Origin of the sequence: Microvirga aerophila, assembly GCF_003332305.1 — a bacterium.
Lineage (GTDB): Bacteria > Pseudomonadota > Alphaproteobacteria > Rhizobiales > Beijerinckiaceae > Microvirga > Microvirga aerophila.
Genome location: NZ_QOIO01000009.1, coordinates 56,321 through 70,730 on the forward strand (window position 1 = coordinate 56,321; position 14,410 = coordinate 70,730).

The 14,410-nt window shown below is 62.6% G+C and carries 11 protein-coding genes; 1 reads left to right on the forward strand and 10 read right to left on the reverse strand.

The features are described from left to right. Positions 1-45: 45 nt before the first annotated feature. The 5 genes from DRB19_RS31050 to DRB19_RS06770 all read right to left on the reverse strand — a co-directional run bounded on the left by DRB19_RS31050 (position 46) and on the right by DRB19_RS06770 (position 7,013). Positions 46-2,217: a calcium-binding protein gene (locus DRB19_RS31050; RefSeq protein ID WP_114185272.1), complete on the reverse strand. Its 2,172-nt coding sequence runs from the start codon at positions 2,215-2,217 to the stop codon at positions 46-48. Between the two features lie 132 nt (positions 2,218-2,349). Further along, positions 2,350-3,759: a M10 family metallopeptidase gene (locus DRB19_RS06755; protein WP_114185273.1), complete on the reverse strand. Its 1,410-nt coding sequence runs from the start codon at positions 3,757-3,759 to the stop codon at positions 2,350-2,352. A 92-nt stretch (positions 3,760-3,851) separates the two neighbouring features. After that, positions 3,852-5,081 carry a cell wall hydrolase gene (locus tag DRB19_RS06760; RefSeq protein ID WP_245439305.1) on the reverse strand — a complete coding sequence of 410 codons (1,230 nt, stop codon included), beginning with the start codon at positions 5,079-5,081 and terminating at the stop codon, positions 3,852-3,854. Positions 5,082-5,216: 135 nt separating this feature from the next. After that, positions 5,217-6,059, reverse strand: a complete 843-nt coding sequence (locus DRB19_RS06765; protein WP_114185275.1) for a universal stress protein — start codon at positions 6,057-6,059, stop codon at positions 5,217-5,219. A 150-nt stretch (positions 6,060-6,209) separates the two neighbouring features. Further along, entirely contained in the window at positions 6,210-7,013 is an 804-nt protein-coding gene (locus tag DRB19_RS06770) for a helix-turn-helix domain-containing protein (RefSeq protein WP_114185354.1), read from the reverse strand. 148 nt (positions 7,014-7,161) lie between these two features. On the opposite strand from DRB19_RS06770, the gene DRB19_RS06775 reads away from it, so the two are divergent. Further along, positions 7,162-7,563 carry a hypothetical protein gene (locus tag DRB19_RS06775; RefSeq protein WP_114185276.1) on the forward strand — a complete coding sequence of 134 codons (402 nt, stop codon included), beginning with the start codon at positions 7,162-7,164 and terminating at the stop codon, positions 7,561-7,563. Positions 7,564-7,776: 213 nt separating this feature from the next. On the opposite strand, the gene DRB19_RS06780 is transcribed toward DRB19_RS06775, so the two are convergent. From DRB19_RS06780 to glyS, 5 genes are all read right to left on the reverse strand, one after another. Then, positions 7,777-8,124: a GFA family protein gene (locus DRB19_RS06780; RefSeq protein ID WP_114185277.1), complete on the reverse strand. Its 348-nt coding sequence runs from the start codon at positions 8,122-8,124 to the stop codon at positions 7,777-7,779. A gap of 19 nt (positions 8,125-8,143) precedes the next feature. Beyond that, complete coding sequence (locus tag DRB19_RS06785; protein WP_114185278.1) at positions 8,144-8,413, reverse strand: hypothetical protein; 270 nt, start codon at positions 8,411-8,413, stop codon at positions 8,144-8,146. A gap of 7 nt (positions 8,414-8,420) precedes the next feature. Continuing rightward, the gene (ppdK, locus tag DRB19_RS06790; RefSeq protein WP_114185279.1) at positions 8,421-11,099 is read right to left on the reverse strand and encodes a pyruvate, phosphate dikinase; all 2,679 of its coding nucleotides are present in this window, start codon (positions 11,097-11,099) and stop codon (positions 8,421-8,423) included. Between the two features lie 288 nt (positions 11,100-11,387). After that, on the reverse strand, positions 11,388-12,035 hold the full coding sequence (locus DRB19_RS06795) for a L,D-transpeptidase (protein ID WP_114185280.1): 648 nt from the start codon (positions 12,033-12,035) through the stop codon (positions 11,388-11,390). Positions 12,036-12,129: 94 nt separating this feature from the next. Beyond that, entirely contained in the window at positions 12,130-14,385 is a 2,256-nt protein-coding gene (gene glyS / locus DRB19_RS06800) for a glycine--tRNA ligase subunit beta (protein WP_114185281.1), read from the reverse strand. Positions 14,386-14,410 lie beyond the last annotated feature (25 nt).

Sequence of the window (14,410 nt, forward strand, 5' to 3'; positions counted from 1 at the left end):
CATCGCCGATGCCGCCTTTGAGTACGTCGTCGCCTTCATTGCCCGTCAGGAGATCGCCCCCGCGCCGCCGTCGATCACATCGCCTCCGCTCGTGCCGACGACGGTGTTGGCAACGCCATTGCCGGTTAGAGTGAGTCCGACCGCACCAATGCCGGTAAGATCTTCGAAGTTGTCCTGTAGGGTCATGCTGTGGCGGGTCTCGACGGTATCATGCCCGCCTCCGGCCGCTTCTGCGCTAGGAACATCGTTGGCATCGATGATGTAGGTGTCGTCGCCGGCACCACCATTCAGCTCATCCGCGCCAGCGCCGCCATCAAGTACGTCGTTCCCTTTGCCGCCGATCAGCGTGTCATTGTGGGCTCCACCATCGAGACGATCGTCGCCCCCTTCGCCATTGAGCGCATCGTTGCCGCCCGCGCCTTTCAGCGTGTCATCCCCACCATCGGTACCCCCGGACGTGCCACCGCCGTTCAGAATATTGACGTTATCGTCACCAATCAGGCCATCATTCCCCTTCGAGCCAACAATTCCTTCGATCCCGCTCAGAGAGTCTCCCAGGGCCTCGCCGGTATAGCCGAAGCCTTCTGCTAAGTTAACCAAGACGCTTGCAGGCGAGTCGCTGTTGTACCAAGCAAAGTCCATACCGGCACCGCCAACGAGGGTATCCGCGTCAGCTCCACCTTCGAGCGTGTCGTTGCCGCCTTCGCCGTTGAGAGCATCGCTGCCGCCGCGACCGGACAGCACATCGTCCCCTCCGTCGGTTGCTCCTGAGCCTCCACCGCCGTTCAGTACATTGACGTTGTCGTCCCCGCGCAGCACATCCCCGCCGCGTGAGCCGATGATGCACTCAATTCCGATGAGTCTATCGCCAGCGGCTTCGCCGCCACTGACAGCTCCGTCGGCTAGATCGATGTTCACGCCGATAGTCGAGCTACTGTTGTACCAAGCAAAATCGCGGGCGCCGTCGCCACCATCGAGAACGTCAGCACCAGCCCCGCCTTCGAGAGTGTCGTTGTCGCTACCACCATTGAGGACGTCTTTGTCGCTTCCTCCCCTGAGAATGTCGTCGCCGTCGCCGCCTTCGAGATGGTCCTCGCCAGCTTCGCCGTCGAGAATGTCGCTCCCGTTTTGACCATAGAGGATATCGGATCCACCGCCGCCGGAGAGGGTATCCTTGCCGCCATCGCCTCCTTTGAGCACGTTGACTTTGCTATCCCCCCGCAGCTCATCGTCGCCGAGCGAGCCCGTGACGTTTTCGATGTTGAAGAGTGTATCGCCCTCAGCTTCGCCACCGCTGGCGGTTCCCTCTGCCAGGTTGATCTTCACCCCAACAGTTGAGCTGCTGTTGTACCAAGCGGTATCGATCTCGCTGCCGCCGTCTAACCTGTCTGCTCCCGCCCCTCCTTCGAGGACATCGTTATGCTCGCCACCCTCGAGAGTATCCGCGCCGCCGTCTCCACGCAGGACATCGTTGTCAGCCCCACCGCTGAGCGAATCGCCGCCACCTCCGGCCGATATGTCGTCCTCGCCAAATCCACCTAGGATCGTTTCAACTCCACTTCCACCATAAGCTATGTCGTTATCATGCCCGAGATTGATAGATCCCAGAGCGATGCCGTTGCGACCATCATAAGTATCGGCGCCGGAACCAAGGGAGACGGCACCGTCAATCCCTTCAATAGTTCCTGTATTGACGACAAAATCCGACTGATAAGACCCGAAAACTCCAGTTCCGCCCGAAGCGCGTATATGTCCGGAATTGGTAAGATTTAAAGATGGAGCTTCACCGCCGGAGGTAAACCAGATGCCTGCAACCCCACCTTCGATCAGACCTTTGTTTTCGATCAGACATGCACTGTGAAATGAAATTGCCGCCCATTGCGAACCTGTACTAATGATGTTTCCGTAATTATAAATAGATATACTTGCAGATGATGTAATAGACGAATAATTACTTTTTAGTGCGCCGTCTTGTGCAAATCCATTTTGCAATCCGTTCACTGTAATTGTATTGTTAGATCCTGAAGAGAGAGATATACCGCTCTTTTCTGTCTCGATTTTTCCGGTCAAAATGATATTATTTTGATCTCCGGTAACATAAACTGTGTTATACTGTTCACCGCCAACAATCAAACCAGTTGATGTCACATCAAGTGTGTCGCCGCCATCCAGCTCCTTCGTGCCTTCAAACCTGTTTCTAACGACATCTGTGCCCATAAGATTGCTCCTTTGAATTAATTTTTACATAATAACGTTTCAATATACAAGCAGTCTTCAATCGCGATGGTTTAGCCCAATGCTTTGCTCTGCTCTCGTCTAAAAGACCAGATGACGTCCTTGTGGAACAACTCAACCCACGAGGAAATCGTCCGCGCTCATCTTGAGATGCTTCGCCAGCACCGCGATCTTCACCGCTGCGCCACTACCCGAACCATCGGCGTCGTAGTAAAGCCCCCCTGACGACTTGCTGTAGACGATCCTGTCGTCCCGGTCGTGCGCCTTGGCGCCCATCCAGAATGCTTCGTCCGACAACTCGCCCACCGCGAGCTTGTTGAAGATCGAGCGCTTCAGCCTGATCGTGTCGTCCGACACGTTGAAATCGACGATAGTGTCCCGGTTGGTGGCCCCATTAGGCCTGGTGTCGAACACGAAGGTGTCCGCTCCCGCCCCGCCCCTCAGCTTGTCGTTGCCAGTGCGGCCGTTGAGGATGTCGTCGCCGCTGTTGCCGACCAGAATATCAGCTCCGTCATTGCCCTTCAGATAATTCGCAGCTGCGTTGCCCACGAGGCGGTCGTCGCCCTTGCCCCCATAGGCGTTCTCGATGACCACGCCTTTGGCGACGGTGAAGCCGCCGCTGATGTCGGCCTGGCGGGAGACGTAGCCGCCAGCGTTCTTGCCCGACCCAAGGGTCGCGGCGCGCAAATCGATGGTCACGTCGTCGGTTGCGCGGGTGGCGCTGATCGTGTCCGTCCCGCCCGTGTCCCAGATGCACGACCAGCCGGTCCCCGGGGCGTTCCGGGTCGGCAGGCTGTAGGTGTTTGCGCCGCCCGCCGTGGTGATGTTCGCTCCGTAGAGCGCCTGCAGGGCCGCGATGTCGAATGCTCCAAGTCCGGTCTGAGCCCCATATCTCGTGTCGTCTTCGGCATTGCCCCAGCCTGAATTATAGGACATCACGGTCCAGATGCCCTGGTTGAGGCCGTATTTGCCCTTATCGCCGGAGCTGCGGACGCCAGGAAATTTCGACGCGTCGGCGTCCCCGCCGCCGTCGTGGGGGTGGGCCAAGCCCAACCCATGCCCAAGCTCGTGCATGATGGTGTTGAGGCCTTCGCCACCAGGCTGGAGTTGCTTCCAGCTCTCCTCGAGCGGGTTGAAATAGCCCCAGGGCTGATTTTCCGCCGGAGGCTCGTGCTGTCCGAGAACGCCAAGCCCCAAATCGGTCTTCCACCAGACGATATCCGCATCCTCCACGGTCTCCGCCTGGGCAAAAGTCAGGCCGCAGACCTTCGCGAACGCCGACATGGCCTTGTTGAAAACCTTGATCTCCGCGGACGTCCAGGCTTTCGCATCACCTGCGCTCCACAAGGCCTGGAAGAAGGTCGTGTCATGAACCTGAGCGGCCGCGTTGAAATCGCCGCTGCGGCCGAAATAGACCTTGATAGGTCCGCTCGCCTCATCCCAGGCCTTGCCGCCCCAGATCAGCGCATCAACGTAGGCGTTTCCGTATCCCGATCCTGGAACGCCGGTCTTGATCGCAGCCATTACAATCACCCTGTCGAGCCATGCTCAGGAATGGATATAGCCTAGCAGCCATATTTTCCCGTGCGAACCCACACATGACAGGATCAATTGCCTCAGGTCTGCCCTGGACGCAGCTTGTAGAAGATGTGGCGGCCGATCACATCCATTTTCTTGAGGCGTCGCGCCCAATACGGCCTCACGTAATTGGCATGGTAGTGGGTCGCGCCGCCCACGTCGGCCAGATAGGTCCTGCCTTCCAGCACCGCGCCCGCGACCCGCTTGGCCCGGTCCCAGGATTCCGATTCGCCGATCCGCAGGGCCTTGCCCTCGCACGCGAAGGTGAACTGGCACGCGAGATGACGGTGACGGTTCTGATAGACGACGCCGCAGATGGAGGCCGGATAAAGCCCGCTCTTCACCCGGTTGAGCACCACCTGCGCCACGGCCGCCTGCCCCTCTTCGGGCTCGCTGCGCGCCTCGAAATAGACCGCCTCGGCTAGGCAGCGCTGCTCCTTGCTCAGGTTGTCGGGGTCGATCAGGTCGACATAGCGCGGCCGGTTCTCGTCCTTGTGCACGACAGTCGCGTCGAAACCGCCGTTCCGGTCGAGCCGGGGCGATTGCAGGGGCGATACGGGAGCAGCCGCAATCTCGAGCGGGGTTGCCTCCACCGGGGCCGGCGTGGTCGACGACAGGGCAACGGCGCGGCGGACTGATGGCGTGGTCGGGCTGGCGGCGGCGCCGGTCGAGCCCGCGGCCGCGGCGGTCGGCGATTGCACGGAGGTTGCCTGGCGAGTGGTGGTGTATTCCGGCGCGTCCCACGGCTCGAAATTCTGCTCGGGTTCCGGCGCTTCCAGCTTGCCTTCCATGAGAACGGTCGGCGGCAGGAGGCGCTCGTCGCGGCCGAAAACCAGGCGGGCTCCTGCAGCCTCTCCGAGGGTCGAGCGCATCTCGCCCGCGCGCCGCGACAGGGTGGAACGCTGCTCGACGGCTGGCGAGCCTTTGAGAGTGCGGTCGACCACCGGATACGCGTTGCCGGCGTCGGATTTCCTCTCATCCTTCAAGGGTGAGGCATTTGCTGCCTCGCCGGGAAGATCGTAGCGGGGCAGTGTCCGCAGAATGTCGCGACCGAGGTCGAGTTTGCTGTCGGCCGATGAGGCCATGGGAGGAATGAGGCCGCCCTGAGTGAGATACGCCACCGCACTGCGGGTGGCGAAACTGACCCCCGATTGCGGATCGTTGCTGGCCGAAGCCGTAAAGGAGACCAGCAATCCGGCCGCCAGCGCCCAGGGCGCCGTGGTGGCGCAGATCCATTTCACCTGAGAGCGACGATTCCGAACACGCACGCGCTTACACCCCTACCAGGACCCGCCAATGAGCATCCGACAGGAATGCTCGGTCCGGTATTTTTATCAGGGATTAAGGTTGATGGTCGGTTAAGGCCGCCCTGCTGCTCCTCGAGTGGCGCGAATGCGCTCAGGTCAGAAGGAAAGGAACAGGGGCGCTGGGCAGTTCTTGAGAAGAGACTGCGTCGTGCCCCCAAGCACCATCTGGCGCAGCCTGGAATGCGCGAAAGCCCCCATGACAATCAGGTCGGCCCCGGCCACGCTTGCATGTTGGCGCAAGGTCTCGGCCACATCGCCTTCCAGGGCCGGAAGACTCGATACCCGGGCCTCGATCCCATGCCGCGCGAGATGCACGGCGGCGTCCGCGCCCGGAACGGTATCGTCCAGATCCTTCTCGCCCGTAACGCTCACGAGTTCCACCGACTCGGCCGCGTGCAGGAAAGGCAGGGCATCGTTGAGCGCGCGGGCCGCTTTGGCGCTGCCATCCCATGCCACCACGATGCGGGCGCAGGCGAATGTCACCCGTCCCGGAGGCACGATGACGAGGGGCCTGCCACTGTCGGTCAGGACGGCCTCAATGAGCCCGCGGTCCGTCGCAAGCGCAGCAGGTTCCGCATCCAGCACTGTCAGATCATGGGTCCGGGCGAGACCCGCGAGGTTTCGAACCAAATCCCGATAACCAAGCTGCGGTGACTCCGTCGTGCAGGAGAGCCCCGACGTCGCAGCCGCCTGCCGGGCCGCCTCCGCAACGGCGTTTGCGAGAGCGCCCAGCCGCTGGTTCTCAGCCGATGCCAGTCCGGCCGCTACGCCGCTGACGAAAGCGTGTGGCATGAGGAGCCTCAACGAGGCGGCCTGGACGGTCACATGAGCGTCGGCCTGCGTTGCCAGGGACAGGCCGTAGGCGACGGCGGACGAAACCTCTTCCACATCGCCTTCCTCGGTCTGGGCGATTAGGATGTTGCGGATATCCCGGAGCATATGTCCTCCTCGTTTCCCTAAGGGCAGCCTATACTTGCAGGATCTCCAGATCCAGTAGCCGCCTCCCGCAATAGACAGGACCTACCCTCCGCCAGGACGGGCCTTCCGGGCTACGACGATCGAGCGTAGAGGGCGCTCCGCGTCTATCGATCAGCATTCGCCCAGTCGCCTCAGGGCTGCTGCTGTTTCCGAGTCTGCCGGGAAGAAGGCTTCGATGGCAAGTTCGGACAAGGTCACGTCGACCGGAGTTCCGAATACCGTGGTGGTGCTGAACAGGGTCAGGGTTTCGTCTCCGGTCATGAGCCGCAGGGGCACGAGCACGCCTGCATAATCCTGCGGGTTCGCAGGTCTACGGGCCGCCTTGTCCGGTGTTGGATAAGCACGTAGCTCGTCGATCAGATTCGACAGGTATTCGTCGCCGGTGACATCGACCTGATGGCGCAAGCGGGCGATCAAATGATTGCGCCATTCCGTGAAGTTCACGATGCGCCGGGCGAGACCTGCCGGATGCACGCTCAGGCGCAGCACATTGACGGGGGGCTTCAACAGGGCGGGATCCACGTCGCCGACGAGACGGAACAGCGCGTCGTTGGCGGCGATCAACGACCAGCGCCGATCGATCGCAAGGGCCGGATAGGGATCATGCCCTTTGAGCACGAGATCGACCGCCTGGCGCGCGGCCTGCAACGCCGGATCGTCCAAGGACTTTTCCGAATAGACCGGCGCATAGCCGGCCGAGACCAGCATGACGTTGCGCTCCCGCAAGGGGAGTTCGAGCTTCTCGGCGAGGAGCTGCACCATCTCGCGGCTGGGCTGGGAACGGCCCGTCTCGAGGAAGCTGAGATGGCGAGTGGAAATGTCGGCCTCGAGCGCCAGGTCGAGCTGGCTCATGCGGCGGCGCGTACGCCATTCGCGGATGTGGTCACCGACAGTCTTGGTGGAGTTCGTGGTCATCATGGACGGACGATAGCGTGAGGCCGCGTCTTCTTCCAATGACCTCCGAGGTAATCGACGGGACTACGAGCCGGCGCGATCCTTGAGCCACGGTCGATGAAGGTTATCCGCACCGGAGAGCCGAGGACCCAAGCGAAAGGAGCCTGCCATGCCGATGCTTCATCCCTCCCCTCTTCTGCGCCAAACCCTGCTGTCCGATGCGGTCACCAGCGCCGCCTGCGGCCTGCTGATGCTGCTCGGCGCCGGCCCTCTCTCGGGCCTGCTCGGCCTGCCCGAGATGCTGCTTCGCCTCGCGGGCGCGATCCTGCTGCCTTATGCGGCGTTCATCGCCTATCTGGGCCTGCGGGAGCAATTGCAGCGGCCCATCGTGTGGGCTGTGGTGATCGGCAACGTGATCTGGACGGCGGATAGCCTCCTGCTGCTCATTAGCGGCTGGGTCGAGCCAACCCGCGCGGGCTATGCCTTCGTCATTGGGCAGGCGCTCGTCGTGCTCATGTATGCGGAGCTGCAGTACATGGGGCTGCGACGATCCGAAGGCGCGACTGCTTGAAAGAACGAGCATTTGTCATAGCCGGGCTCGTCCCGGCCATCGGCGTCTTGCAGCCCACCATCATTCCGGGCGGCTCGCAGAGACGAACCCGGAACCCATAATCACGACGATGACGAAGGAAGCGGACGCGTACCGCCTCCTCCTGAGGCCTTGGTGTTTATAGATTCCGGGCTCCGCCACGCGGCCCCGGAACGACAGTAGGGCGAGGCTCCGTCAGAAGTTCCGACCGTTCACCGGAACGGGGTTCAACTCCGACAGCTCGACGTCCAGGCACCGCACATTGATGGCCGCCATGGCCTCGCCGTTCGGGTTCTTGCCTTCGCCGAACGGGGCGCTGCCGCAGGTGGCGCAGAAGCGATGCTGGATCGTGTGCGTGTTGAACGTATAGGTGGAGAGGTCGTCCTCACCGTGAAGGATGGTGAGCGCTCCCCGCGGCACGAAGGTCAAAAGGTAGCCTTTGCGCCGGCAATGGGAGCAGTTGCATTCGATGACCTGTTCAAGCTTCGTCTCGACCTCGAACGCCACCTTGCCGCAATGGCAGGACCCCTTGTGCATGTTCATTGTATCTCCGCCAGCGATATCAGGTGCTGAAGGCAAGGATCGCCGTGACGATGAGGCCTGCGCCGATAACTCCCACGAAGCGATCGCCCATGGTGAGGGGCTCGGCTTTGCCCTGCGCCGCAGCCTGTCCGATCGCAATGTCGACCACCAGTGAAACCAGGAACGGCCAGGCGGCAGGAGTAATCACAGCCTCCCGCCACGCCGGCTGCTGCGCCGCCGCAAGCCCGATCACGATGCCGGCGACGAGCATGATGGCGAAGTAGATCGCCCTGCTGCGGGATATGGCCATAATCGCTTTAAGCCTGGCTCGCGGCCTTGCTGCCGAGCGCGGCCTGGGCGGCCGCCAGACGGGCGATCGGCACGCGGTACGGCGAGCACGACACGTAGTCGAGACCCGTTTGTTGGCAGAAATGGATCGAGGCCGGATCGCCGCCATGCTCGCCGCAAATCCCGAGCTTGATGCCGTTGCGGGTGCGCTTGCCGCGCTCCGCCGCAATCTTGATTAGCTCGCCCACGCCCTCCTGATCAATGGTCACGAACGGATCGGCCGGGAGAATGCCCTTGCTGGTGTAGGAGCCTAAGAAGGATGCTGCGTCGTCGCGGGAGATGCCCAGCGCCGTCTGTGTCAGATCGTTGGTGCCGAAGGAGAAGAACTCCGCCGATTCCGCGATCTCGCCTGCGCGCAACGCGGCGCGTGGCAACTCGATCATCGTGCCGACCTGATACTCCACCGTGACGCCGGTTTCGTTGGAGACCGCCTCCGCCATGGCGACGATGCGCGCTTTCACGAGATCGAGCTCCGCCTTCGTCATGACGAGCGGCACCATCACCTCCGGCACCACCGGCTTGCCTGTGGCGCGAGCGGCTTCCACCGCTGCCTCGAAGATGGCCCGCGCCTGCATCTCGGCGATTTCCGGATAAGCCACCGCGAGGCGCACGCCCCGGAAGCCGAGCATCGGGTTGAACTCGTGCAGGTCGACGGCGCGGCGCTTGAGCTTGTCGACAGAGGTATTCATCGCCTTCGCCACTTCCTGCATCTCGGCTTCCGAGTGCGGCAGGAACTCGTGCAGCGGCGGGTCGAGCAGGCGGATTGTCACCGGCAGACCGCTCATGATGGTGAACAGCTCGACGAAATCGGCTCGCTGCATCGGAAGAAGCTTGGCGAGTGCGGCGCGGCGGCCGGCCTCGTCGTCGGAGAGGATCATCTCGCGCACCGCGATGATGCGGTCACCTTCGAAGAACATGTGCTCGGTGCGGCACAGGCCGATACCTTCAGCGCCGAAAGTGCGGGCGGTCTTGGCATCCAGTGGTGTTTCGGCGTTGGCGCGCACCTTCATGCGGCGCACCTTGTCGGCCCATCCCATGAGCGTGGCGAACTCGCCGGAAAGCTCCGGCTCCAGCATCTTCACCTCGCCGAGCAGCACTTGGCCGTTGGAGCCGTCGATGGTGATGATGTCGCCCTTTTTGAGCGACTGGCCCGCCACGGTGAGGGTCTGGGCCGCGTAATCGACGCGGATCGAGCCCGCACCGGACACGCAGGGCTTGCCCATGCCGCGCGCGACCACCGCCGCGTGGGACGTCATGCCGCCGCGGGTGGTGAGGATGCCCTCGGCCGCATGCATGCCGTGAATGTCCTCAGGGCTCGTCTCGATGCGCACCAGGATGACCTTGCGGCCGGCCTTCTTGGCGGCTTCCGCGTCGTCGGAGTTGAACACGATCTCGCCCGAGGCCGCGCCGGGGGAAGCCGGCAGGCCGGTGGCCAAAATGTTGCGCTCGGCCTTGGGGTCGATGGTGGGATGGAGAAGCTGATCGAGGGCCGCCGGATCGACCCGGTTGACAGCCTCGTCCTGCGAAATCAGCCCCTCGGACGCCAGCTCGACCGCGATGCGCAGCGCGGCTTTCGCCGTGCGCTTGCCGTTGCGGGTCTGGAGCATCCAGAGCTTGCCCTTCTCGACCGTGAATTCCATGTCCTGCATGTCACGGTAGTGCTTTTCGAGAATGCCGTAGATGCGCACCAGCTCGTTGTAGGCCTCCGGCATGGCCTGTTCCATGGAGGGCCTGTCCGAGCCGGAGGCGATGCGGGCCTTCTCGGTGATGTCCTGCGGGGTGCGAATGCCCGCCACCACGTCCTCGCCCTGGGCGTTGATGAGGAACTCGCCATAGAGCTCCTTCTCGCCGGTCGAGGGATTGCGGGTGAAGGCGACGCCCGTGGCGGACGTTTCGCCCATGTTGCCGAACACCATGGCCTGCACGTTTACGGCCGTGCCCCAGCTCGCCGGAATGGCGTGAAGCTCGCGGTACTTGATGGCGCGGTTGTTCATCCAGGAGCCGAACACGGCTCCGATGGCGCCCCAGAGCTGCTCGTGCGGGTCCTGCGGGAAAGGCTGGCCCAGCTCCTTCTCGACGATGCTCTTGTAGCGCGGGATCAGGGCCTTCCAGTCGGAGGCGGTCACGTCCGTGTCGAGGGTATAGCCGCGGCGGTCCTTGTACTCGTCGAGCACTTCCTCGAAGTGGTGGTGCTCGATGCCGAGCACCACGTTGGAATACATGGTGATGAAGCGGCGGTAGGAATCGTAGGCAAAACGCTCGTCGCCCGCATCCTTGGCCACTGCCTCGACGGTGGTATCGTTGAGGCCAAGATTGAGGACCGTGTCCATCATGCCGGGCATGGAAGCCCTGGCGCCGGACCGAACGGAGACGAGAAGCGGGTTCGCGGCATCGCCGAAGGTGCGGCCCGTAAGGCCGCCCACATAGCTCAAAGCCTTCTCGACCTGGCTTTTGAGCTCCTGCGGATAGGACTGGCCATGATCGTAGTAATAGGTGCAGACCTCGGTCGTGATGGTGAAGCCGGGCGGAACCGGCAATCCGAGGTTGGACATTTCGGCAAGGTTGGCTCCCTTGCCGCCCAGCAGGTTCTTCATCCCCGCCTCGCCCTCGGCCTTCCCGTCACCGAAGGTATAGACCCACTGCGTCATCGCTCGACCCTTTTTGGCTTAACGTCCTGCTGAAGCGCAGGTGATGGCTTGAAGCATGCCGAACCAAAACGCAACCTGAACGGCCAAGGTTCCTTAGTCTAAGGACGCTACGGCGTTGCGTTGCAACCCGTCGTGCCGGGCCCCGTGCCGGGGATCCGAGCCAGAGGGCGCTTGGACGTGGATGGCCGGGACAGGCCTGGCAGGAACGGGGCTGGCCCATTCACGCCTCGGGCAGAAAAGAAAATGGCCGGGAGAACCCGGCCATCTTATTCATTGGGTAAAGTCTGATCAGACCCGGTAGCGGCCGTTGCGCTTCACATAGACCATGGTGCCCACCGGAACGCGCTCGTACAGGTCGACCACGTCCTCGTTCAGCATGCGCACGCAGCCGGACGAGACCTGCTCGCCGATGCTCCAGGGCTCGTTGGTGCCGTGGATACGGAAGAGCGTGTCGGCGCCGTTCTGATGCAGGTAGAGGGCGCGGGCGCCGAGCGGATTGTCGATGCCGGCTTCCATGTGGCGCGGCAGGTCGGGCTTGATGCCGACCATGGTCTTGGTGGGCGACCAAGCAGGCCAAACACCCTTGCGGCCGACCGTCGCAGTCCCTCTCCATGAGAAGCCCTGCTTGCCCACGCCGACGCCGTAGCGAATCGCCGTGTTGTCGGCCTGGACGAAGTATAGGTGCCGCTCGTCGATATCGACCACGATGGAGCCGGGCTTCTCGGGGCCATTATAGGCCACCGTCTGGCGCGCATACTTCGCGTCCATCTTGCGGCGATCCACCAGCGGCACATTGTGCGGCTGGTCGGGCATGAAGCCGACATACCAGCCCTCATAAGGGTCGGCCGCAGCAACAGACTGGGGCTGCTGGGCGGTCTGGCAGGCAGCGAGGGGCGCAATGGCAAGAGCGCCGATGAGGAGGCGTCGAGTGATCATCGGTCTTCCACGGTTACGGAGTTGCCGCCTGCCTAACGCGAAGCAGGCGGCATGGCTGTGATGTTAACGCAACAGCGAGAAGCGAATTAACCTTTTACCCCTCAATCCGCGAGAAATCAGCCACCGATCTCGTCGCCTCGCGGAAAGCATTCAGGAGCCTCAGGCGGTTCTCGCGCAGTGCCGGGTCCTCGGCATTGACGGTCACCTTGTCGAAAAAGGCGTCCACCGGTTGGCGCAACCGCGACAAAGCGCGCATGGCCCCCTCAAAATCCTCATTCTGCACTGCTTCGGCCGCCTCGCGGCTTGCCCCATCGAGAACCACCGCCAGCGCCTTTTCCTCGATCTGGCCCTGGTCGTTCACGATGTGAAGGTCAGGAGCCTCGCTGTAGGAGCGCCCGTCCTTCTTTTCCTCGATGCGCAAAATATTCGCAGCGCGGCGGCAGCCAGCCAGCAGATTCGCGCCGTCCTCGGTATCGAGGAACCGGCCGAGCGCCTCGACCCGGCGAACAATCATGAGCAGGTCGTCCTGGCCTTCGAGCGCGAACACCGCATCGATGAGATCGTGCCGTGCACCTTGATCGCGGAGGTAAACTTTGAGGCGGTCGGCGAAGAAGGACAGGAGATCCAACGCGCGAGCATGCATGATGCGTGCGAGTTTTTCCGCCTCGGCAATCTGCCGCTGCTGGAAGATCCCCGCCAATTCGGACACGGAGGGATGCTCGACCACGGGAGCGAATGGGCTTCGCTCAATGGCTTCCACCAACTCCTTCGCTTTCAGAAATTCTGCGAAGAGCGCAGCATTTGCGGTCCTGGCAAAGGGCTTTGCCAAAAGACTAGTAAGCGAAAGCTTGAGATTGTTTTCCAGAACCAGCCTAATCACGCCCAAAGCCGCACGACGGAGCGCATAAGGATCCTTCGATCCCGTGGGCTTTTCATCGATGGCCCAGAAGCCCACCAGCGTGTCGATCTTGTCGGCCAGCGCCACGGCCACCGAAACCGGATCGGTCGGCACGCGGTCGGAGGGGCCGAGGGGCTTGTAGTGCTCTTCGATTGCCGCCGCGACGCTCGCGTTCTCGCCCTGCAACGCCGCGTAATAGCGCCCCATGAGGCCCTGCAATTCGGGAAACTCGCCGACCATTTCGGTCACGAGGTCGGCCTTGGCGAGGCGCGCGGCGCGCTCCGCCAGCGCGGGATCGGCACCAACGATGGGAGCTAGTTCCTTGGCGAGCGCCGCGATGCGCTCCACGCGCTCGTACTGGGTGCCGAGCTTCTCGTGGAACACGATGGTCTTCAGCTTTTCCAGTCGATCTTCCAGCTTCACCTTCTGGTCCGTCTCCCAGAAGAATTTCGCGTCGGAGAGACGAGCACGTACCACGCGCTCGTTGCCGCCCACGATGGTCTTGCCGCCATCCTTCGCGATGAGGTTCGAGGTGAGCAGGAACTTGTTGGCGAGCTTGTCGGTGCGCGGATCGCGCAGCACGAAGCATTTCTGGTTGGCGCGGATCGTGGTGCGGATCACCTCGGGCGGAATGGCCAGGAAGGACTCGTCGAACGAGCCCATGAGCACCACCGGCCATTCCACAAGGCCCGCGACTTCCTCCAGCAAGCCCTCGTCCTCGACGAGTTCGAGCCCTTGCGCAAAGGCGAGGTCCCGCGCATCGTGGAGAATGATGTCCTTGCGGCGGTCTGCATCGAGGACGACCTTGGCGCGCTCCAGGGCCGGCGCGTAATCGTCGAAGCGCTTCACGCGGAACGAACCCGGAGCCATAAAGCGGTGGCCGTGCGTGACGTCGCCGGACGGGATGCCGTCGATGTCGAAGCGCACTACCTCCGGATCCTCGGTCTCGGGTCCGAAGGTACAGACGACGGATTGCAACGGACGCACCCACCGCAAGCTGCCGGCCTCCGATGAAGCCGCGCCCCACCGCATGGATTTCGGCCACGGGAAGGTCTTGACGATCTGCGGGATGATCTCCGCCAGCACGTCCTGCGTGGTGCGGCCGGGTTTTTCGATCACGGCCACGTAGAACTCGCCCTTCTTCGGGTCTGTCTCGATCTTTGCCTGATCGAGCGAGGCGAGTCCCGCTCCTTTCAGGAAGCCCTGCACCGCCGCATCCGGCGCGCCGACACGCGGACCTTTGCGCTCCTCACGAACATCCTTCCCCTTCACCGGGAGGCCCGCGATGTGAAGCGCGAGCCGCCGGGGCGTCGCGAAGGCCTTCGCGCCCTCATATAGGAAGCCGCGCTCCACGAGCGCATCGGTCAAAAGCTTCTTCAAGTCCTCGGCTGCACGCCGCTGCATCCGGGCGGGGATTTCTTCGGAAAAGAGCTCAAGCAGAAGATCGGGCATGACAGAACTTTGAAATCGAGAAATG